The sequence below is a fragment of the Chryseobacterium sp. SN22 genome, assembly GCF_008329705.1.
Lineage (GTDB): Bacteria > Bacteroidota > Bacteroidia > Flavobacteriales > Weeksellaceae > Chryseobacterium.
Genome location: NZ_VTSX01000005.1, coordinates 136,290 through 154,220 on the forward strand (window position 1 = coordinate 136,290; position 17,931 = coordinate 154,220).

Sequence of the window (17,931 nt, forward strand, 5' to 3'; positions counted from 1 at the left end):
TTAGATTTAGATGGCAAAGTTAGTTTTCGCCATAGACTAAAAATTGTAAAAATCGGCCGTTTTCATTTTTATGGAGTTCTTTGGGAGAGACCCCGGAAAGTTTGGTGATTTCTTTGATGAAATGGGATTGATCAGTAAAATTAAGCTGCGGATACAGGTTTCCGTCTTTGATGTGTGACAATGAGGCCTGGAAGCGGAGGATCTTGCAATAGCTTTTTAGCGGAAGTCCAAACCGGGTATTGAAATACCGGTTGATCTGGCGCGGGCTCCACGAAATTTTTTCCGCGAGTTCGGCAACGGGAATTTCTCCGTTTGAGGCAAAAATCAGCTCGAACAACTTTCGTTTCCGTAAATCTACGTTCTCGGGGATCAGTGATTTTATTTTTTCGGACATCTTACGGCAGAATCCTTCAAAATCATCCAGGTCGCCGGATGTAAACCCCCAGAAATCGTCCGGCATCAACATTCCGGTGTTGATCAGCCCGGCTACCGGAAATCCGAAAACATATTCGGTAGCCAGCGGATTGAAGCTGACCGAACAGAAATCCGAGAATTCCTGATCCGGATATTTCGGCATGGTTTCAAGACCCAGCAACGCAACCCTGATTCGGCCGTCTCCCGTTTTTGAAAAGATCAGGTCGATCCTTCCGTTGGGAATCACTACCGCCTGCTGAATACCGGAAAAATAGCGCATTGAGGAAAAGCAATAGATAAAATCCCTGAGGGAATCCTCAGGCTGGATGAGCTTGAAATCTAATGTCGGTTGCATATTCAGAGGATTTTCCGTTTTGCATATATGATAAATGCAGTTTAGTAGTGCTAAATTACTGATTTTTATTTTTTTCTTATTGATAAAGATCCGACACAAATAAAATATGTTGAAAAGATTGGCAAGCGCAAAGGCGCAAAATTTCTGAAAAACCAGACGTTTTAAGGCACAAAGAATTTGACGCTGTCAAATTTTCATACCGCTAATACCAATCTCTGAAATTTTATGCTTTAGAAATCAGCGGCATTCAATTTTATCAGATAAAATTTTTGCACCTTACAACACAAAGCATTGAAAACCTTTCGCGCCTCTGCGTTGTTCCAACAAGATCCACAATTAAAATTGACCATTCACTTTCCACCTTCAATGTAAAATTCACTTTTTTAATTCAATCTACAATGAATTTTTATATCTTAGTCTATTGATAGCTGAATAATGGTTGACAGGCATCATGCGGTTAAAACTATTTAACAGCGATGCGATAATATGAATAATCATGGAAATAGAAATGAACCGGGTAAATAAGGACCCGTCAGATTTTATTATTGATGTTTCCGGTACGGCAGAAATTCCGATCACCTACGGGGTGGCACAGGAAAATAACACCGGACCGGTTTTTCAGAGTACCGGTGAAAGATACAGAAAAAAACTCGGACTGGACGGGAAGCAGGCGGAGCTGGTGAATACATTGAGTTTCAGCACGAATGTGTTCAACGAAATCGATTATTGCAGGATCCAGATTCTGAAGCAATTTCTCCGTACTACGGATTATCTGGAAAAAAACTGCATTCCCGTTAATAAAACCTATCCTACGGTTGTCGATGAGGTTTCGGAAATCATTATTGTCCTGGAATACAATTACCGGAAAGAGAGCCTTAACTATCAGTATACCATTGATTCCATAAAATCCGAGATCTTCAACCATGTCCTGAAGCTGTGCGAAAACAGCATAAGGGATTGTTATGGCATTAAAAGAAAAATCAATACCGATTTTAAATATACCCATCCCGAAATCACAGGCCGGTTCCATAAAAAGATCGTTGCGCCGGTTGAATCCTTTCTGAGCCAGCATCAGCATCTGGTTCTGGATGCCGACTACAGGACGAATCTGATTTTGAATGAGACCAATACGAACCGCTGGAAAGATAAGTTCGGGATGATTACATCGGATTACACCAATGCTGTCTCATTTGAAAGAGAAATCGGGAGGCTGGCGGAAGTGAATATAAAAAACCCTTCTCTTGATGATATCTATCTGGAAGCATCAAAATTCGTCAGTACCTACGACCGGAATGCTGCCCTGAGGCTGTATCTGCATTACCTGGATAAAGATCTGCAAAGCAAAAGATTCGACCGGAAACATCTCACCAAAAGCATTCAGAAAAACCTGTTCTCTACGCCGGAACAGTTTGCGGAGTTTGAGGAGATCGTTAATGAATTTGTCCTGACCCGGGACTTCCAGTCAGCAGTCACAAAGCTGGATACCCTTTATCTGCCGAAGCGGAAAAGAATTGTGATCGACCGGAATGCTATCGACCGGGTACAGCAGCTGGATTCGCAGACCTCGAAGATTCTGGGAGACCTGCTGGCTGATGAAGAAGAACAGCCTGAAGAACAGCATCCAATAGATGCAGGAAATACGGCTGATATTGAATTTAAAGTGATTGCTACCGAAGATCCTGTCGGAGTTAAGAAATATCTGCCGGAACTCAACCTGAGTGATACCCAGATGGATCTTCTGGAGTATTTCGAAAAAAGCAGCCTCACAATCCTGAAATCCGACCTTGAAGAATACCTACGGTCGCGCCACCTTTTTATAAATGCAGCCATCGAATCCGTCAACGATCACCTTTTTGATACGCTGGACGATATCCTGATTGAAGAAGAGGATGAATATTTAACCATCAATCCCGAATATTATAAAAAACTTTTAAACAATGATCAATAACATTAAACCGAAAGAAGCCACCTCCATTATCAATTCGCTTACCGGCGGGGTGGTCCCTAAAATAGGCGTGCAGCACATCGCTGTCGGCCGTTCTGAAGAAGTACATGCCGCCATCAATGCTCTGGAAGAAGTGAAAAACGGACACAGCATCGCCAAATTCTGGATCGGTGATTTCGGAAGCGGAAAGTCCTTTATGCTTCACCTGCTGAATACCGTAGCCATGAAACAGAAATTTGTCGTGGCCAATGCCGATTTTACGCCTGATAACCGGCTGTATGCCAACGATGGCAAAAGCGTCATTTTATATTCGGCCATCATGGATAATATCGCGATACAGACCAAACCTGAAGGCGGCGCATTGCCCGTCCTTTTGGAAAAGTGGATCGAGCAGGTGATCGGTAAGACCGCCGAAGAAAACAATATATCATTGATGGAAATCCGGAACGACCAGTACAAAAGCCTGATCGGGAATGCCATCATGAAAACCGTCAATGAGATTACGGAAACCGGCGGCTTCGATTTCGGTTCTGTGATCGTAAAATATTACGAAGGCTACATCAACCATGACGAGCTTTTGAGAAGGAATGCTTTGAAATGGCTGAAAGGCGAATACACTACAAAGACTGAAGCAAGGCAGGATCTGGGAATCCGTGAGATCATTAATGACGGCAACTATTACGATATGCTCAAAAACTTCTGCAAGCTGTTTGTGAATATGGGCTACAGCGGTTTTATGATCAACCTGGATGAGGCAATCAACCTGTATAAAATTTCCACCTCTGCAGCCCGTGAGAAAAATTACGAAAAAATACTGTCGATCTACAACGATTGTTTCCAAGGGAAAGTAGCGAACCTGTTCATCAATTTCGCCGGCACCAGGGAATTCCTTGAAAACGAAAGGCGCGGATTGTTCAGCTATCAGGCCTTAAAATCACGTCTGGAAAGCAACAAATTCGAAAGCCAGGGGATCCGGGATTATGCCCAGCCCGTCATCAAGTTGCAGCCGCTGGATCACAATGAAATTTTTGTTTTGCTGAAAAAACTGAAATTAATTTTTGATTTTAATTATAAAACTGAGCTTGGTATTACCGATGATGAGATTTCCGCCTTTATGGAAGAGATGTTCAACAAGCCCGGTGCTTCCGAGTTCCTTACGCCGCGTGAAGTGATCCGGGATTTCCTGAATATCCTAAACATTATCCGCCAGAATCCTAAAGTGGATAAAGCGCGGCTCTTCGGAGAAATAGAAATTTCAGACGAAAGGCCGAATGATCTTGCCGTACTGGACAGTATTGAAGAAATATGAGTGCCTTCGATCTATTGTCAGAGCCCATCAGGAAGTACATCCGGGAGCAGCGGTGGGAAAGCCTGAGAAAAATACAGGAAGCGGCCATTCCGCGTATTATGAGCACGGACCTCAACTATGTCCTTATTTCCAGAACCGCTTCCGGTAAAACGGAAGCCGCTTTTCTTCCCATTCTTTCCAAAGTCAATTTCCGGGAAAAGGGTGTGAAGGTTTTATACATCTCGCCGCTGATTGCCCTGATCAACGATCAGTTTACCAGGGTGGAAAAACTCTGCGAACATCTGGACGTAAGGGTAACCAAATGGCACGGCGAAGCTTCAAAAGGCAGGAAAGACCAGCTTCTGAAAGATCCGGAAGGCATTGTCCTCATTACGCCGGAATCCCTGGAAGCCATGTTTGTGAATAAGCCGTACACCGTCAGCCATCTCTTCGCTTCCCTGGATTATGTTGTGATCGACGAAATCCATTCCTTTCTGGGTTCGGACCGCGGCGTGCAGTTAAAATCGCTGCTCAGCCGGCTGCAGCAGATTAATCGGGACCGCTTCAGCATTGTAGGACTTTCGGCTACTGTAAGCGATGTGAATCTCTATGCCGAGCTTAAAGAATTTTTGGGCCATGCTGAAAATACAAAAATCATCCGGGACCATACACCCAAGCCCATCAATGCCGTTTTCAGGTATTTCTCCGGAGATCCGCAGGAACTGCCGATCGGCTTACTGAAAGATCTTTATGTAAGGACCCGTGATTCCAAAGTGCTCGTGTTTCCCAATGCGAGAGGCCGGGTAGAGGAAGTGGCGGTAAAACTTAAAAGGCTTTCGGAAAGGGTTGGCGGGCATAAGAATTATTTTTCCCATCATTCATCAGTCGATAAGGAAGTAAGGGAATACGTGGAATTTTTCGCAAAGAATGCCGGTGTGCAGAATTTCTGTATTTCCTGTACCTCAACACTGGAACTTGGGATCGATATAGGAAATGTGGATGAGGTCGTACAGATTGATGCCACCAACAGCATTGCTTCCTTAATCCAGCGGGTAGGGAGAAGCGGGAGAAGGGAAGGCCGGGCCAGCAATCTTTATCTGTACTCAACCGACCGGTGGAGCCTTTTGCAGTCTCTTGCCTGCTGGTTGCTTTATTCGGAACAATACATCGAGCCTATTGAAGTCATCACAAAACCGTACGACGTTTTGTTGCATCAGATCCTTTCCATCATCAAAGGAAGCTCGGGATTATACCTTCATGAACTTTTAGCTAAAATAAATGATAATCCCACTTTTGAAAACATCAGCGAAGAAGAAACAAAAGAGATCGTCGGTCACTTGCAGGAAATCGATTTTCTTGAAAAATTAGGCCACGAATATATTATCGGCGTAGAGGGCGAAAAAGTAGTAAACAATAAAGATTTTTACAGTCTGTTCCATACGCCCGTTTTCTTTAAAGTATCCAGCCAGGGGGTGAAAATCGGGGAACTTCCGCTGAGCCCGCAGATCATGGAAGATGAGAATGTCTACCTTTCGGCAAAAATCTGGAAGATAAAATATGTTGATTATGAAGCTTCCAAAATAGAAGTAGTCCCGGCAAAGGACGGGAAAAAGCCATTGTTTTTCGGCGATGCTGCAGATACGGCCCACCGCATCAGGGAAAAGATGATGGAAATTCTGTATTCGGATGAGGAGTATGATTTTCTGGATAAAGAAGGAATGCAGATACTGAAAGAAATGCGTAAGGAATTTTCGGTATTCCCCATTACGAATTTAAATGATGAAAGGCCTTTGCTTTGTAGTAATGAACAGACTAAATTTTATTCCTTCGCCGGCAGCAAAATCAATAAGACCATCTGCTTTCTGCTTGATCAGGCCGGTGCCGAATATAGCCACGACGACCATTCAACCGTATTTATTTGCAGGCCGCCGGAACAGCCGCCGTTTATAAACCTCGCAACCATTCGTCTTACAGAGGATCAGATCACAGGAGCCTTATGTGAAACTTTGAAAAAGAATCCTGCGCTGATCAACCTTTCCAAATGGGGCCTGTACCTTCCTCTGAAATTCCAGGCCGAAATCCTGAAAACCAAATATTATAATTTTGAAGGCTGTTTCAGATTCCTTGAAAAAATAAAATGGGTTTATAATATTAATGAATAGGCTGGAAGATGGAAGATGGATGCCGGAAGTTTTTTCGGTTAAAGTCACGACCAGCCAACTAAGTATCAGGAATATTTTTCAGTTGCTGAGGAATGGGCTGGAAGAGGGAGGCTGGAAGCTTGAAGTTTTTTTCAGTTAAGGTCACAATCAACCGACTTGATATTGAAAATATTTTTTCAGATGCTGAGAAATGTGCCGGGAGAGAGATGCTGGATCCGTACCTCAAGTAGATTTTGAAAAAAATATATTGAGAAGTTGCTGAACCACCAACCAAAGGTCTTACTTTACTTTGCAGGTTGTGGATATATTGCTCTCCGATCTAATGCAAAAAAACACCTGAACTGACATTGACACAGCGCCATCATCCGTGAAATCTCTGCTCTCTGTGGATAAAAAATGGCCATCCGGAAATTCCGGATGGCCTTGTAAGAAGATGATTTAATGGTAATAATCCTGCATCATTAAGACAACAAAAGGTATTACCTCATGATACCGATGTTGCCGTTCCGGTCTGTTTTAATTACCCAAAAGTCGAATCCTTCCTGTTTATCGGTTTCTGCCTGGTTCCCGGAATTGAATGCGTTCTCTGCCGAAAAGTCTATGACGATCATTGGATATATTTTCATTGTTGTTTACATATCTGAAAGCAGATACTACAAGTCATTTTTTCAGTAAGGATTTTATAGGAATGTTCTCAAATTTATCATTTCGTTTTTTTTTTAGATAAATTCCAAGTACAGATGAAGATTTTACTGCTGCACAGTGTCATCGAAAAAATAGTTCACCTTACCATTTGTATCAAGTTTTATGATGAATGCATCATTCCCACCCTGTAATGGTCCTGATATATCTCCATCGTTTGAATTGCTTATCCCTGCTGTTACATAACCATTCTGGATAGGGAGCACAATGTTTGCAGAATCATAACCTGTTCCACCCGTCGTTTTCTGCCATACCAGATTTCCCGTATTACTTACCTTTACTATCCATATGTCGGTACCACCATAGTTCCCGGATACATCTCCGTCATTAGAACTGGATTCTCCAGCTGCCACAAATCCTCCGTCTGTACTTTTATTAAGAGAAAGTAATTTCTCATAACCGGTTCCTCCTAAAGTTTTCTGCCACTCTAAAGCTCCTGTACTGCTGAGTTTTATTACCCAAAAATCATAATCGCCATGGTTTCCCGTAACGTCTCCATCGTTAGAACGGGTGTATCCTCCTATGACATATCCTCCGTCAGCAGACTGGACAATAGAATTGCCTAGATCTGTATTTGTACCGCCTAAAGCTTTCTGCCACTGCAGATTTCCTGTACTATCTAATTTCATAACCACAATGTCCTGCTGGCCATGGTTTCCTGACACGTTGCCATCATTTGAATCGCTGTATCCGGATATGGCGTAACCTCCATCCGTAGTCTGGATGATTGACTGCGCACTTTCCGTACCCGCTCCGCCTAAAGCTTTCTGCCACTGTAAAGTTCCTGTACTGCTGAGTTTAACCACCCACCAATCGTACCCGCCATGATTTCCTGATACGTTTCCATTATTCGAATTAGAATATCCTGCAACTGCATACCCTCCATCCGTAGTCTGTACAATTGAATATGCTATTTCATCTTCTGTTCCGCCTAAAGCTTTCTGCCATTCCAAAGTTCCTATGCTGCTGAGTTTGACCACCCAAATATCGGCCTTCCCGTTATTTCCGGATACATCTCCATCATTAGAACGGGTATATCCGGCTACGGCATATCCTCCGTCTGTAGTCCGAACTATGGATTGTGCACTTTCCAGGCCCGATCCGCCTAATGATTTCTGCCACTGCAAAGCTCCTGTACTGCTGAGTTTTATTACCCATAAATCAAAATACCCATGATTTCCGGACACATCGCCATCATTTGAATTGCTAAGTCCGGCTAGGGCATATCCCCCATTTGTAGTATATGCAGCAGATAAAGCTACATCATTGGAGGTTCCGCCCAATACATTCCTGTTTTCTTTGAGTGATATTACGGGGGTCCCGGCTACCTGTGCCTTTGGCTGGATCCAGCACAAAATGAGTAGAGTAGTAACTATTACATTATATATTGTTATATTTCTCATCACTACTGGTATTATAATCCTCTTACACAAGATACATATACTACAGTTCCTATAACAACGAAAGTATATAGGGTATGGGTATTGGCAATACTTGGGTTATTATTTACGTATCTAAACGTAAAACCTGCTGCCGTAAACGTAGAAGTTCCACTCACCGTACCCCTTACGCTCAGGGTATAGCTTCCGCCGTCTTTGATGTTACTCAGGGTAAAAGCTGTTGCATTTGCCGTCGTGTAAGCGAGATTGCTTTTAGAAAAATCAATGGTAGTGGAAGCTCCGGCATTGTACGCCGATTTATTGGTGGATGCCCCATCAACCTCAAGTCTGGAAGCAGGTGATGTAGTTCCTATTCCTACGTTTACTGCGTTGGATCCTGCGCCTCCCAACACCAGGCTGTTGCTGCTGCTTACTTTGGCTCCGTATCCGATAGCGGTAGCATTGGTAAGATTATTGGAATCCGCATCTGCGCCCGTTCCTATAAACGTATTGTTGCCGCCTGTAGTAATGTTCTGCCCTGCCAGGGTTCCTACAGCAACGTTATTGTTTGCTGTGGTATTGTTTTTACCGGCACTGTAGCCCAAAAACGTATTGTCGTTCCCTGTCGTATTGCTGTTCCCTGCCTGATATCCTAAAAAAGCATTGTAACCGCCGGTAGTATTGATGTTGCCGGCCCAGGTTCCTAGAAAAGTATTGGCATCGCCCGCCGTACTGCTGCTGCCCGAATTATACCCCATAAAAACATTGGAGTTGCCTGTAGTATTAGCTGTTCCTGAATAAGGCCCGACAAATACATTTGAGCTTCCTGCGGTATTGGAAGCACCTGCATTGTTTCCGACAAAAACATTCAGGTTTCCGGATGTGGAGGCTTTTCCGGCATCAACCCCAAAAGTAAGGTTATCGTTCATTGATGTACCGATATAACCTGCCAGGTTGTTGTTGGTTTTAATAACCAACGAATGCGCATCGGTAGTTCCGATAAACTTAGTTCCTAAAGCATTGAGGGCAGTAGCGTCCGAGTTGCCGGTACCTGACGTTCCCCAGGCCGGAATGATTTGCCAGATGGCAAGTCCGGAGGCGTCTGAAGTCAGCACTTTTCCGATCCCCTGCGTACCGTCGGTGATTTTAAGGGCACCGTTGACCGTCCCGCTGTTCAGCTCCAGTCTTGCAGTAGGCGTCAGGGTTCCGATACCTAGCCTGCCGTCTGCAGTGGCTACAATGTCATTGGCCTGCTGGCTGACGTTAGGAGTTCCGGTAGCAGGATTGTCTTTTGCTCCGTCGATGTGTAAAATGCCCAGGGGATTGGTGGTATTGATTCCTACCTGGGAAAAAGCGATAACGGGTAAGCCCATTATCGCTATGGTATAGAGTTTCTTCATAATATACGAAAATAACAGTTTGTTTTATAGAGAGGGGACAGGGCAAGTATTCAGCTACCCGTGAAGAAATCCGAATTGCCCTTCGAACATTTTCCCGATCAGCGGAAGCGGCTTCTTTTCTTCATTGGCCGCATGGACGATACCGATAATCCAGATAATCAGCAGCACAATGCCGATGAAATTGATGAAATACAGGGAAGGGAAGATGGAAGTAATCACTGATAAAACAACGTTCAGCACTACCGATACGATGAAAAGACCGAGCCCCTGTTCAAGATGGTAGGTAACGACCTCGCTTTTGGGCTTGTTGTCCTTATTTTTAAAATAAGCGATCAGCCATCCGATGATGGTAATATAGGATAGAATCGCCAATACCTTGTTGGTCATACTAAAATAATTTTTATACAAAAGTAAGAGAGCATTGGAATAATAAAGATCCGGACTTGCCTATCGGGAAACTCCGGTTTGCATTTGTACAGTTTGGGTTTGTATCCGGTCAATTATTCCTGTTCGTTCTTCAGCAGCCTGAAAAAGGATTCCCGGTTGGCCCGCGAGACGGGGACCGTGCTTTTATCCTGTAAGGTGATCATTCCGTCTTTGGAATAGCTGGCAATAAAATCTACATTGATCAGATGGGACTGGTGAACCCTCATGAAGCCTGGAGGGCCGAGCATTTCTTCATAATGCTTCAAAGGCTTAGAGACCATGATTTTTTTATCATTTTCCAGAAAAAATGTGGTATACGAACCGGAGGTTTTACAACGGATGATACTTTTCAGTTTCACAACGTGCATGGCTTCCTGAGTCGGGAGGACAATTCTTTCAGGAGCATTTCCCGATTCTTCAGTCAGTGGCAGCAGGGAATCAAAATCTACATATTTCCGTCTGTTGTTCTCAATACGGTCAATCGTGCTTTTCAGTTCTTCGGGATCAATGGGTTTCAGGAGGTAATCGATGGCATTAAATTTAAAGGCCCGTACGGCATATTCTTCATAAGCGGTCGTAAAGACCAGATGAAAGTCCTTATATACGATCTTGTTCAGTACCTCAAAACCGGTTCCGTTTTTCAGTTTGATGTCCATAAATACCACATCCGGTTTCAATCTGTCGATCAGGGTAACGGCGTCAGGCAGCCCTTCAGCGTAGCCTGTAATCTGGATCTGGTCGGGGACCGTCATTTCGAGCAATAGGGAAAGTGCTTCTCTTAAATGGTATTCGTCTTCAATGATGACAGCTTTGTACATATTTTTTTATAATAAAGGGATGTTAATGGTTACGGTACAGCCGTTTTCGTTACTCTCTATATGAAAGCAGGAAATGGCAGGATCTTTTTCTATTCCCGGATACAGCGCAAGCCGTTCGTGGGTGATTTCGGTAGCAAGTGGCAGGTGGCTGCTGATCTTCTGGCGTTTTTTAGATGCTTCTATGCCGATCCCGTTATCTTCAACAATGCAGGTCAGTGTATCTTCAGACGCTTTTTCAAAAGTCACCTTCAGTTTTCCCCTGCGGTTTTCCAATGGCTTCAGGCCGTGTTCTATAGCGTTTTCAACAAGTGGCTGAATAAGCAGCGGAGGAATCTGTTCGTGCATGCTGATCCCATCCCTGAAAATAAATTCATAGTCGAACGAATCATGAAGCCGGAGCTGCTGAAGCCCGATATAACTGGCGAGGGTTTCAATCTCTTCTTCCAGAGTAACGGATTCTTTACGGGAATGATCGAGAATGTCTCTCGTAAGCTTTGCGAATTTACTCAGATACCGGACGGCTTTTGTCTTATCTCCCTGCAGAATAACACTTTGGATATTACCCAGAGCATTGAATATAAAATGCGGATCCATCTGCGACCGGAGAAATCTTCTTTCCAGGGAAAGCTTTTCCAAAAGGTGCTCCAGGGTATCTTTTTCCAGAAGGTCGAGCTTAAGCTCATTATTGATCTGCTGCTGTTTCAGGTTTTCTGCCTGCTTCCGGTAATATCTTTTCCGGTAGTAAAAGGAAATATAAATAAAAACGGTGATCAGGAAAAGGATAGCCGAAATAATATAACCCAACTGTTTGTTCTTTTTCTGAAGCTTTGTTTCGTTTTCCAGCTGCCGGATCCTGAGCATGTTTTTTTCTGATTCAAATTTAATTTCGGCATTCTGCATGTTGGTCTGCAGGTTTTTATTATAGTTTATGCGGTTGTACTTCCCGAAGCTCTGATCGTAAAGGTAATAAGAAGCATAGTCCTTTTGGGCGGCAGCTATTTCCTTCAGCGACTGGTAAAGGTTGGACTGCATTTCATCATCAGGATAGGGAAGGCTGTGCTGATAAGCGATTCCTTCAAGAAACATAGCCCTTGCTTTTTCATACTCACCGTTCAGCATAAAATATTGCCCCCGAATTCCCACACTGTTTCCATAGGTAATTTTTACACTGTACTTTTTACTGATGGACTCCGCAGAATCCAGTTCTTTCAGCAATAGTTCTCTGTCCATCAGCCTGCTGCGGCGGATGTATAAGGAAGCAAGATTGATATGGGAAATGGCTAAATTGCTTTTGCTGCTAATTTTCGTATGGTTTGCACCAGCATATGCCGCGGTCTGCTCCTGAAACTTTACCGCATCTTTCCAGAGTTTATCGTTACCTCGGTTTTTGTCTGCTATTTGGCTAAGATAGGAACCGACAGCCAGACGCGCATGAAGAATGCTTTCAGGATCACGCGATTTTTCTGCATAATACAAAGCCTCGTAAGCATATTTTCTTATCTTTTTGTTCGAGCCCTGTGAAAAAAGGTAGGAGATGTCCGAGCCTATCTGGGCACATTGGGCATACTGATGAAGTTTTTTAAACAGTGTGTAAGCCTGCAGACGGTAATTCAGCGCTTCTGCTTTATCGTCAAAATAGGCTTTAAAGCCACCGATTGCCATATAGCCGTAAGCTTTTGCATATTCATCATCGGTCACAGAGGAAATTTTATAAGCCTGCTCAGCATACGAACTGAATTTTTTTACCTGATGCATTTTCCGGTAGGCAAACGCTGACAGGGCAAGGGCAACCACTTCATCCCTTTTGGATCCGGTAGATTTTGCCAGGGCAAGTGCATCCGCCAGAAGCTTTTTGCTCTTTACCGTATCTGTAAACCGATAGGTGTAACCGAGGTTGGCCATCTTTTCCGATGGGGAAGATTGTGCCTTCATCCCTAATACCGGCCACATCATCAGAACAATGGCAAACCGGCAGAAAGACATCCGCAGAAGATGAATATTTTTCATAATCATTCACAAATTCATACAAATGTAATGAAATGTGGTAGGATTTCACGTCTTTGTTTTCTTTAATTAAAAATGATATTTCAGCGCATAATACCGTATGCCTTACGATATTCGCTAAATAAAAAACGGTTGTTGCAGAATGCAAATTGCAAACAGGCTAAGATAAATTATAGTGATAATATTGTTCTCAAAAGTTTTTACCAAATTATATTATTATGAATTTTCAGGGATATACCGGAATGATCCGGCAAATGGTGTTCGCTTTACTATTATTTTTTTCCGTATACTGCCATGCGCAGGCTAAGGAAAAAACTACCAACAGGATCGAACTGTCCGTAAAAACAAAGGAAGGGGTCTTAAAATACCCTGCCCGTTCCCTCTCATTGGCATTCGGCAATCCTTCCAAAGGGATCTCAGCCGCTTTTCCGCCTTCGGAAGATCCTGCCAAAGCCAAAAAATACTTCATTGCCATTGATTTCGATACGATGGATACAGCTCTATTAAAATTAATTACCGATTATAATGCCGAGTTTTCGGGTGAACTGAAAGTGACGGGGAAAGACCGCAGCACCATTCAGAAAATTGAATTTTCCGGTGCCACGCTGGACAATGTCTCCTCCCAAAGCTCTGCCGATGATGCCAATGTATACATCTATCTTTGGTGCAGGGAAATTAATGTAAATGACGTAAAACTTAAATAAAAATGAAAATGGAAACAGCAATTGGAAATTTCAGAAAAGAAGGAAACCGGTATATCATGAAAAGACAGTACGGATTTACCTTCGTGATCGTTATCGGTCTTGCCATCATGACGTGGATCGGCTTTAACTCGGATAATAAAGCCATGATGTGGATTTTTGGGATTCTGGCAATTCTTTGCCTGCTGTCTGTTTTTACAGAAAAGACGGTGATTGATCTGGATGAAAAGGTATTGCTGATCAAAAAAGGACTCATCAAGCCTGAAATCCGAATCCCTTTCTCCCAAATTACCAATTATGAGATGAGCCGGCTGATCTATATTTTTATTCCGGTAAATACGGCACTGAATGTATGGTACTTATCTTCAGGAAAAGAAAAAGTTGCCATCGTTGCTCAGGGATTCTCAAAAAGTGCCATGCAGCGTATTCTTAACGATATTGAGGAAATTACAGCGCCTTATGTTACAGAGCAGGTATGAAATTACGGATAACGGGAAAATTTTCAGCTTCAGGCCCAACCGGTACAGCATCCGCCTGTCGGTTGGGGTGCTTATAATCATTTTGGTACTAACGGTTCTGTTGATTGCTTATTTTGACAGGGTCAACCAGGGAGCGCAGGTTTTGTTTGCTGTCCTTGCTCCCTACCTGATTCTTCAAAGTCTGTATGACATCCTGATACGGTCGAAAATAAGCTATGTATTCAACAGGGAATCCAGGATGCTGTACCGGAAAATGCCATTGTTCCCGAAAAAAAAACTGATGTCTTCTGATGAGATAGTGATCTTTACAAGCAGGGCCTGCCGCTACTGGCATTACCGCGTCGGCGCAAAAAAAAGCCATCTGGTTAAAAGCTACCGGATCAGTGGAGACTTTAAAGACAGCAAAGAAAAGTCAGCAAAAGAAATCGATTACGAAAAAGAAATCCTGAACAGGCTGTACGAGCTTTTAAATAAATAATTGATAAATAAAAAAGGCTGATCAGATTTAAAAGTTAAAATCTGGTAAATCTTAATAAAAAATGCAATCTCCGACAGATAAAAGAAAAAAATCTGCTGAATCTGTCGGATCTGCGGGAGTTCATTATTTAATCGGATTAAATTGAGCAGCCAGATGAGCCATGCTGTTCTCTATTTAAAAATACGCTGCTGTAAATGCCAGTTGATCTGTACGGTCTTTCGGTCTCATATTTATCTTGTTTATTCATCCTTTAAAAATCATTATTATGAAAGAGATTCTTCACCAGAAAGCGTGGGAAGCGCTCAACGCCGGAAATTACGCCTTAGCGGCAAGAAACTGGCTGGACGGATATGCGCTTCCGGACAGCCTGGCCGAGCTGAAAAAAATATTCCGGCACATCACTGCCCTTAATGAGGAAGCACCGCACCCTGATCTTTATGCCATACTCGGATTAATAGCCCTGGACCATAACGAAATCTTCGACCCGAACCGCGAGAATGCCCTCACGAAATGCCTGGACTGGAGCATAAACGGTGCAGGGATTGATCCGGAGCATTACCATTGCAGCCGGAATGCGGGCTCGGCCCTCTACTGGCTGAATGACTGGAAGGGCGCATTGAGGTATTATGAGATCAGCAACCAGCTACGTTCTTCGCCGGTATTGCAGATCCGTATTTTTAATATCCGTCACAGAAATCAGAAACATCCCGACTTTTCTGAGCTTAAAATTTCAACAGATACAAATTCCGGAATGGAAGCCTACAATGCGGGTGTGGAAATCAACAGGATTCTGGCCCAAAATCCGGATATGGCGGAAGCAGAAAAGCAGCGCCTGACCCAACTGAAAATTGAATTATATGAGCGTTCCTATCAATTATACAAAAATGCGATTACGGGAGGGAATGGTGATGAGCTAAACCATGATCCGCATACGTTTGCCATGAGCTGCAACAACCTTGCCCGGGAACTGACCATCCGGGGAGCCTATCAGGAAGCAATTGCCGTAGCAAGCGAAGGAATAGCGCAGAGCAGATTCATGTTTATCCTGCTCAACCGAATGGACAGCTATTCTCATGCCCGAATGCCGGAAAAAGCCATGTCCGATGCGAAGCTGCTTCTGGAAGAGTATGCTGATGAAATGGACTTCATAACCTTAATCAGTGTGATCGATTGTCTTGCTTTCTCTCATTCGGACCTTAAGCAGTATGAAGAGGCTTTGTACTGGGCAGATGAAGGCCTGCAGCTTTATTATGAAACAGACCCAGCCGATACGATCCTTCAGCACGAAGACGTGACCCGCTGTGTCACTAACTTTTTTATCTTCAAGGCAGAAGCTTCCGCTGCGCTGGGTGTGGAAACGGATACGACCAATAACGCTGTAGAGGCTGATTACTTACTGGAAAACATGCCGGATAATCCAAGCCTGATGATCAGCAGGGCCGACGCTTTTGTAAAAGAAGGCAAATGGGAGAAAGCCCTGGATTGCTATGACCAGGCAATTCATTTCGGCCTTGAGCAGAATAGAGAGCGGTCTGTGCAGGTGGCATTTTACAACCAGGGGTACATTCTGGAAGTACATCTTAAAAACAGCGCTGCTGCCCTTGAAAGCTTTGAGCAGAGCATGCATTACGGCAACCGGGATTTCTGGTGTTTTTATTGGGCCGCTCACACGGCTTATCACCTGCTGGAAAATGAGAAAACGGTGAATTACGGAACATGGGCCCTCTCTGTAATGCCTGTACAGGAAGGCGTCACCGATGATGTGGCAGCGGAAATCTACGAACACATCGGCAGCGCGCAGCTCGATCTTGGAAATTATGATGAAGCCGTGAAAAACCTGCAACAGTCGTTACAGCTGAACGATTTGCCACATACCCGGACCAACCTGAATACGGCGCGAAGCCATATCAATAAAAAAGGAGGTTTTTTCAGGAGCCTTTTTGGTAAATAGGCGGAAGTATTTAAATCTTTTAAGGTAACTTCATTTCAGATTCACATCACTTCAGATAAAAATAAAATCCTGCAGAAGAAATAGTTCTGCAGGATTTTATTTTAATTAAATGTTAAAATGTTAACTTGTTACCGGACAGGCAATAATGCAGATTACCCAAGGGCATCTTTTGATTCCCGGAGGAGGACAGCATGCTTCAGAACAGCTTAAAGCTCCGCCGCTGATGTTTTTCAGCTGGTCTCTTGAAATTTTTTTATAATTTTTCATAATAAAGGAATTGGGTTTAAACATAACTAAGGTTGGTTTCCGCCGCCGCAACCATCGTACGGCCTGCATTGCCATTTACCATTGATAAAACATAACTGGCCGCCCGGGCAGGTAATTCCTCCGGTAATGGCCTTCATTGCCTGTCTGTTGACTTTTTTTAAATTTTCCATAAACATAAGATTTGGTTCCTGCCTAAATTAACAAATTTCCGCCAATTGAAATACACAATCCCGGGAAATATTTTCCGGAAATCAGTCCCGTTGTATAGCTATAAATAAAAGAGCAGCACATAGGCAGGGTGATTCATATACTTTTAAGTTAACTGGGAATATGAGATAACGTAGGTTCGACCATATTCAATTTATTTCCGGTTTATTATGGAAATTAAAGATTGGGATTAGATTAGTAAGTCAGGATTTAAACAGATTTTCTACTCAGATAATAACAAACGATCTTATTTCTGATAATGAATACCTTGAAAGTACTGTTGACAAAGATAAACTTCCAGCGACCGGCATCTCTCTTCCAGCCCGTTAATCCGATTTCCGGTTCGGGCTCACGTTAATTTAATTTGAACGTCCGCAAAATTTAATCTTAAAAAATATTTCTCCTTTTTGATGAGGGAGTTACATTAAATTTTATCAATATATTGGCCCGGAGCACGCCGTAAAAAAAATTATGTCGTATTTTTGTGCCTTCGATATGCAGAAGATCCTGAAAACTTTTTTTGTTTTTTCCTTACTGACGGTGTTTGTTTACAACGTCAGCGGGATCAGCGTTTGTTTTGATCATGCCGGGCACGCTAAAAGTTTTGCTGCGAAATTAAAGCATTCCAAAACCGAAAAAGGAGCTTCTGTTTCACAGGATGATGAATGCCAGTGTGCGCTTCACCTGCAGATGCACCATGTGCTGCTTCCTGATCTCTTTGCTCTGGAACTGCCGGCCGGTAGTTCGGTTTCCGGTGAAATGCCGCATCCTAAGGCTATTGCTTATTATTGCCTGCTCGATTATTTCAGTTCAAGGGCACCGCCGCATTCTTCTTTGGCAGTATAATATTTTATTATCAGCCGCCATACAGTGCAGATTTTCAGGTCTGCAAGGCAATATCTGTGAATTTCCGTATCATAAAACGATAGGGAAGTTCTTTCAATAACATCTGGCG

At 43.3% G+C, this 17,931-nt stretch carries 18 protein-coding genes; 9 read left to right on the forward strand and 9 right to left on the reverse strand.

Going from position 1 to position 17,931, the window contains the following annotated elements:
• Nucleotides 1–19: 19 nt before the first annotated feature.
• Nucleotides 20–769: a helix-turn-helix domain-containing protein gene (locus tag FY557_RS04800; RefSeq protein ID WP_149246153.1), complete on the reverse strand. Its 750-nt coding sequence runs from the start codon at nucleotides 767–769 to the stop codon at nucleotides 20–22.
• Between the two features lie 496 nt (nucleotides 770–1,265).
• Between FY557_RS04800 and FY557_RS04805 the strand changes: the two genes are divergently transcribed.
• From FY557_RS04805 to FY557_RS20290, 4 genes are read left to right on the forward strand one after another with little or no spacing between them, the layout of a single operon-like run.
• On the forward strand, nucleotides 1,266–2,717 hold the full coding sequence (locus FY557_RS04805) for a tellurite resistance TerB C-terminal domain-containing protein (protein ID WP_149246154.1): 1,452 nt from the start codon (nucleotides 1,266–1,268) through the stop codon (nucleotides 2,715–2,717).
• Nucleotides 2,707–4,023: an ATP-binding protein gene (locus tag FY557_RS04810; RefSeq protein WP_149246155.1), complete on the forward strand. Its 1,317-nt coding sequence runs from the start codon at nucleotides 2,707–2,709 to the stop codon at nucleotides 4,021–4,023. Before FY557_RS04805 ends, FY557_RS04810 begins: the two co-directional genes overlap by 11 nt.
• Nucleotides 4,020–6,164 carry a DEAD/DEAH box helicase gene (locus FY557_RS04815; RefSeq protein ID WP_149246156.1) on the forward strand — a complete coding sequence of 715 codons (2,145 nt, stop codon included), beginning with the start codon at nucleotides 4,020–4,022 and terminating at the stop codon, nucleotides 6,162–6,164. Before FY557_RS04810 ends, FY557_RS04815 begins: the two co-directional genes overlap by 4 nt.
• Nucleotides 6,157–6,303 carry a hypothetical protein gene (locus tag FY557_RS20290; RefSeq protein ID WP_228451706.1) on the forward strand — a complete coding sequence of 49 codons (147 nt, stop codon included), beginning with the start codon at nucleotides 6,157–6,159 and terminating at the stop codon, nucleotides 6,301–6,303. Before FY557_RS04815 ends, FY557_RS20290 begins: the two co-directional genes overlap by 8 nt.
• A gap of 340 nt (nucleotides 6,304–6,643) precedes the next feature.
• On the opposite strand, the gene FY557_RS20040 is transcribed toward FY557_RS20290, so the two are convergent.
• The 6 genes from FY557_RS20040 to FY557_RS04840 all read right to left on the reverse strand — a co-directional run bounded on the left by FY557_RS20040 (nucleotide 6,644) and on the right by FY557_RS04840 (nucleotide 12,896).
• Nucleotides 6,644–6,790 carry a hypothetical protein gene (locus tag FY557_RS20040; protein ID WP_185151649.1) on the reverse strand — a complete coding sequence of 49 codons (147 nt, stop codon included), beginning with the start codon at nucleotides 6,788–6,790 and terminating at the stop codon, nucleotides 6,644–6,646.
• Nucleotides 6,791–6,913: 123 nt separating this feature from the next.
• Entirely contained in the window at nucleotides 6,914–8,269 is a 1,356-nt protein-coding gene (locus tag FY557_RS04820; protein ID WP_149246157.1) for a hypothetical protein, read from the reverse strand.
• Between the two features lie 11 nt (nucleotides 8,270–8,280).
• Nucleotides 8,281–9,645: a hypothetical protein gene (locus FY557_RS04825; protein WP_149246158.1), complete on the reverse strand. Its 1,365-nt coding sequence runs from the start codon at nucleotides 9,643–9,645 to the stop codon at nucleotides 8,281–8,283.
• Nucleotides 9,646–9,699: 54 nt separating this feature from the next.
• Nucleotides 9,700–10,032 (reverse strand): DUF4870 domain-containing protein, encoded by a 333-nt coding sequence (locus tag FY557_RS04830; protein WP_149246159.1) that lies wholly within the window; start codon nucleotides 10,030–10,032, stop codon nucleotides 9,700–9,702.
• Between the two features lie 113 nt (nucleotides 10,033–10,145).
• Nucleotides 10,146–10,889 carry a LytR/AlgR family response regulator transcription factor gene (locus FY557_RS04835; protein ID WP_149246160.1) on the reverse strand — a complete coding sequence of 248 codons (744 nt, stop codon included), beginning with the start codon at nucleotides 10,887–10,889 and terminating at the stop codon, nucleotides 10,146–10,148.
• 6 nt (nucleotides 10,890–10,895) lie between these two features.
• Nucleotides 10,896–12,896, reverse strand: coding sequence for a sensor histidine kinase (locus tag FY557_RS04840; RefSeq protein WP_185151650.1), 2,001 nt, complete (start codon nucleotides 12,894–12,896; stop codon nucleotides 10,896–10,898).
• 215 nt (nucleotides 12,897–13,111) lie between these two features.
• On the opposite strand from FY557_RS04840, the gene FY557_RS04845 reads away from it, so the two are divergent.
• From FY557_RS04845 to FY557_RS04860, 4 genes are all read left to right on the forward strand, one after another.
• On the forward strand, nucleotides 13,112–13,597 hold the full coding sequence (locus tag FY557_RS04845) for a hypothetical protein (protein ID WP_149246162.1): 486 nt from the start codon (nucleotides 13,112–13,114) through the stop codon (nucleotides 13,595–13,597).
• Between the two features lie 8 nt (nucleotides 13,598–13,605).
• The gene (locus FY557_RS04850; protein ID WP_149246163.1) at nucleotides 13,606–14,073 is read left to right on the forward strand and encodes a hypothetical protein; all 468 of its coding nucleotides are present in this window, start codon (nucleotides 13,606–13,608) and stop codon (nucleotides 14,071–14,073) included.
• Entirely contained in the window at nucleotides 14,054–14,551 is a 498-nt protein-coding gene (locus tag FY557_RS04855; protein WP_149246164.1) for a hypothetical protein, read from the forward strand. The genes FY557_RS04850 and FY557_RS04855 overlap by 20 nt, the downstream gene beginning before the upstream one ends.
• Nucleotides 14,552–14,816: 265 nt before the next feature.
• Nucleotides 14,817–16,502, forward strand: a complete 1,686-nt coding sequence (locus FY557_RS04860; protein ID WP_149246165.1) for a tetratricopeptide repeat protein — start codon at nucleotides 14,817–14,819, stop codon at nucleotides 16,500–16,502.
• A gap of 120 nt (nucleotides 16,503–16,622) precedes the next feature.
• Here the strand turns inward: FY557_RS04860 and FY557_RS20045 are convergent, their stop codons facing one another.
• Nucleotides 16,623–16,769 (reverse strand): bacteriocin-like protein, encoded by a 147-nt coding sequence (locus FY557_RS20045; RefSeq protein WP_185151651.1) that lies wholly within the window; start codon nucleotides 16,767–16,769, stop codon nucleotides 16,623–16,625.
• Between the two features lie 26 nt (nucleotides 16,770–16,795).
• Complete coding sequence (locus tag FY557_RS20050) at nucleotides 16,796–16,939, reverse strand: bacteriocin-like protein (RefSeq protein ID WP_170234657.1); 144 nt, start codon at nucleotides 16,937–16,939, stop codon at nucleotides 16,796–16,798.
• A 508-nt stretch (nucleotides 16,940–17,447) separates the two neighbouring features.
• Here FY557_RS20050 and FY557_RS04865 point away from each other — a divergent pair.
• Nucleotides 17,448–17,822, forward strand: coding sequence for a hypothetical protein (locus FY557_RS04865; protein ID WP_149246166.1), 375 nt, complete (start codon nucleotides 17,448–17,450; stop codon nucleotides 17,820–17,822).
• Nucleotides 17,823–17,931 lie beyond the last annotated feature (109 nt).

Excerpts from the sequence above, each read along its gene's own strand:
- FY557_RS04800 (WP_149246153.1), bottom strand. The coding sequence starts at position 769 with ATGCAACCGACATTAGATTTCAAGCTCATCCAGCCTGAGGATTCCCTC.
- FY557_RS04825 (WP_149246158.1), bottom strand. The coding sequence starts at position 9,645 with ATGAAGAAACTCTATACCATAGCGATAATGGGCTTACCCGTTATCGCT.
- FY557_RS04840 (WP_185151650.1), bottom strand. The coding sequence starts at position 12,896 with ATGAAAAATATTCATCTTCTGCGGATGTCTTTCTGCCGGTTTGCCATT.
- FY557_RS20050 (WP_170234657.1), bottom strand. The coding sequence starts at position 16,939 with ATGGAAAATTTAAAAAAAGTCAACAGACAGGCAATGAAGGCCATTACC.
- FY557_RS04860 (WP_149246165.1), top strand. The coding sequence starts at position 14,817 with ATGAAAGAGATTCTTCACCAGAAAGCGTGGGAAGCGCTCAACGCCGGA.
- FY557_RS20290 (WP_228451706.1), top strand. The coding sequence starts at position 6,157 with ATGAATAGGCTGGAAGATGGAAGATGGATGCCGGAAGTTTTTTCGGTT.
- FY557_RS20045 (WP_185151651.1), bottom strand. The coding sequence starts at position 16,769 with ATGAAAAATTATAAAAAAATTTCAAGAGACCAGCTGAAAAACATCAGC.
- FY557_RS04865 (WP_149246166.1), top strand. The coding sequence starts at position 17,448 with ATGTCGTATTTTTGTGCCTTCGATATGCAGAAGATCCTGAAAACTTTT.
- FY557_RS04845 (WP_149246162.1), top strand. The coding sequence starts at position 13,112 with ATGAATTTTCAGGGATATACCGGAATGATCCGGCAAATGGTGTTCGCT.
- FY557_RS04835 (WP_149246160.1), bottom strand. The coding sequence starts at position 10,889 with ATGTACAAAGCTGTCATCATTGAAGACGAATACCATTTAAGAGAAGCA.
- FY557_RS04815 (WP_149246156.1), top strand. The coding sequence starts at position 4,020 with ATGAGTGCCTTCGATCTATTGTCAGAGCCCATCAGGAAGTACATCCGG.
- FY557_RS04830 (WP_149246159.1), bottom strand. The coding sequence starts at position 10,032 with ATGACCAACAAGGTATTGGCGATTCTATCCTATATTACCATCATCGGA.
- FY557_RS04855 (WP_149246164.1), top strand. The coding sequence starts at position 14,054 with ATGTTACAGAGCAGGTATGAAATTACGGATAACGGGAAAATTTTCAGC.
- FY557_RS04805 (WP_149246154.1), top strand. The coding sequence starts at position 1,266 with ATGGAAATAGAAATGAACCGGGTAAATAAGGACCCGTCAGATTTTATT.
- FY557_RS04810 (WP_149246155.1), top strand. The coding sequence starts at position 2,707 with ATGATCAATAACATTAAACCGAAAGAAGCCACCTCCATTATCAATTCG.
- FY557_RS20040 (WP_185151649.1), bottom strand. The coding sequence starts at position 6,790 with ATGAAAATATATCCAATGATCGTCATAGACTTTTCGGCAGAGAACGCA.
- FY557_RS04850 (WP_149246163.1), top strand. The coding sequence starts at position 13,606 with ATGGAAACAGCAATTGGAAATTTCAGAAAAGAAGGAAACCGGTATATC.
- FY557_RS04820 (WP_149246157.1), bottom strand. The coding sequence starts at position 8,269 with ATGAGAAATATAACAATATATAATGTAATAGTTACTACTCTACTCATT.